The 2,285-nt window shown below is 72.5% G+C and carries 3 protein-coding genes; all 3 read left to right on the plus strand.

All coding sequences use genetic code 11. The features are described 5' to 3' along the window. Positions 1-165, plus strand: a 165-nt coding sequence (locus AB0D48_RS37355; protein ID WP_362407817.1) for a methionine adenosyltransferase domain-containing protein, incomplete at its 5' end; no start/stop codon positions are given. 64 nt (positions 166-229) lie between these two features. Further along, positions 230-1,222 carry a carbohydrate kinase family protein gene (locus AB0D48_RS37360; protein WP_362407812.1) on the plus strand — a complete coding sequence of 331 codons (993 nt, stop codon included), beginning with the start codon at positions 230-232 and terminating at the stop codon, positions 1,220-1,222. Then, positions 1,219-2,285 (plus strand): homocysteine S-methyltransferase family protein (locus AB0D48_RS37365; RefSeq protein ID WP_362407814.1); only part of this gene is annotated, 1,067 nt, incomplete at its 3' end. The genes AB0D48_RS37360 and AB0D48_RS37365, both read left to right, overlap by 4 nt.

The following is a 2,285-nucleotide window of genomic DNA, read 5'->3' on the forward strand; positions in this document are numbered from 1 at the left end:
GAGGTCTTCGACCTGCGCCCGGCCGCGATCATCCGCGACCTGGACCTGCTGCGCCCGATCTACGCCCAGACCGCCGCCTACGGCCACTTCGGCCGCGAGCTGCCGGACTTCACCTGGGAGCGCACCGACCGGGCCGAGGCACTCAAGGCCGCCGCAGCCCGCTGACGGCGCCACACCCCCCGCCCCGACCCCGGCGGGAGCCGGCCCCCACCTGCCCTCAGGAGAGAACGTGCGTATAGCGGTGACAGGATCCATCGCCACGGATCACCTCATGGCCTTTCCGGGCCGGTTCGTCGACCAGCTGCTCCCCGACCAGCTGGAGCACGTCTCCCTGTCCTTCCTGGTCGACTCCCTGGAGGTCCGGCGGGGCGGGGTGGCGGCCAACATCGCCTACGGGCTCGGCGTGCTGGGGCTGGACCCCGTACTCGTCGGCGCCGTCGGCCCCGACTTCGGCGAGTACGAAGTCTGGCTGAAGGAGCACGGCGTCGACACCGGCGGGGTGCACGTGTCCGCCGGGCACCAGACCGCCCGCTTCATGTGCATGACCGACCAGGACTCCAACCAGATCGCCTCGTTCTACGCGGGCGCGATGGCGGAGGCCGCCGAGATCGACCTGCGCGCGCTCATCGCCCGCGGCGGCCCCCTGGACCTCGTCCTCGTCTCGCCCAACGACCCGGCCGCGATGGTCCGCCACACCGAGGACTGCCGCCGGCTCGGCATCCCCTTCGCCGCCGACCCCTCCCAGCAGCTGGCCCGCCTCTCCCGGGACGAGGTGCGGAGCCTCGTCGACGGGGCCCACTGGCTCTTCACGAACGAGTACGAGTCCGCGCTGCTGCGCGAGCGGGCCGAGTGGAGCACCGAGGAGGTGCTCGCCCGGGTCGGCACCTGGGTGACCACCCTCGGCGCGAAGGGCGTGCGCATCGACCGCCAAGGCGCTCCCGTCCTCACCGTGGCGGCGGTACCGGACGTGCCCGCCGAGGACCCGACGGGCGTCGGAGACGCCTTCCGCTCCGGCTTCCTCGCCGCGGTGAGCAAGGGACTGCCGCTGGAGGCCGCCGCCCAGCTCGGCTGCGCCATGGCGGCGCTGGTGCTGCGGGCCGTCGGCTCGCAGGCGTACGAGGTCGAGCCCGCCGGGCTGCTCGGCACGGTCCGGGCCGTGTACGGGCCCGAGGCGGAGCAGCGGCTGGACGGCGTACTGGGGTTGCCGGGAGGCGCGTCGTGAACCGGGCCGACGAACTGCGCGAGGCGCTGGCCACCCGGGTGGTGGTGGCCGACGGAGCCATGGGAACGATGCTCCAGGCGCAGGACCCCACGATGGAGGACTTCCAGCAGCTGGAGGGCTGCAACGAGGTCCTCAACGTCACCCGCCCGGACATCGTCCGGTCGGTCCACGAGGCGTACTTCGCCGTCGGTGTGGACTGCGTCGAGACGAACACCTTCGGGGCGAACTTCGCGGCGCTGGCCGAGTACGACATCGCGGAGCGGGTGCACGAGCTGTCGGAGTCCGGTGCCCGCATCGCCCGCGAGGTGGCGGACGAGTTCACCGCCACCACCGGGCAGCAGCGCTGGGTCCTCGGCTCGATGGGCCCGGGCACGAAACTGCCCACCCTCGGCCACGCCCCGTACGTCACGCTGCGGGACGCGTACCAGGCGAACGCGGAAGGCCTCCTCTGCGGCGGCGCGGACGCGCTGCTGGTGGAGACGACTCAGGACCTGCTGCAGACGAAGTCCTCGGTCATCGGCGCGCGGCGGGCCATGGAGGTGCTCGGTGTGTCGGTGCCGCTGATCTGCTCGGTGACCGTGGAGACCACGGGCACGATGCTGCTGGGTTCGGAGATCGGCGCGGCGCTGACGGCGCTGGAGCCGCTGGGCATCGACATGATCGGGTTGAACTGCGCGACCGGTCCGGCGGAGATGAGCGAGCACCTGCGCTACCTCGCCCGCAACGCGCGCATCCCGCTCTCCTGCATGCCCAACGCCGGCCTGCCCGTGCTCACGAGCGAGGGGGCGCATTACCCCCTGTCGGCGGCCGAGCTCGCCGACGCGCAGGAGGACTTCGTACGGGAGTACGGCCTGTCGCTGGTCGGCGGGTGCTGCGGTACGACGCCCGAGCACCTGCGCCAGGTCGTGGAGCGGGTCCGCGGCGCGGCCGTCACGGAGCGCAAGCCGCAGCCGGAGCCGGGCGCTGCGTCGCTGTACCAGACGGTGCCGTTCCGGCAGGACACCTCGTACATGGCGATCGGTGAGCGGACGAACGCGAACGGGTCGAAGAAGTTCCGTGAGGC

This window comes from Streptomyces sp. NPDC048269, from assembly GCF_040652395.1.
GTDB lineage: Bacteria > Actinomycetota > Actinomycetes > Streptomycetales > Streptomycetaceae > Streptomyces.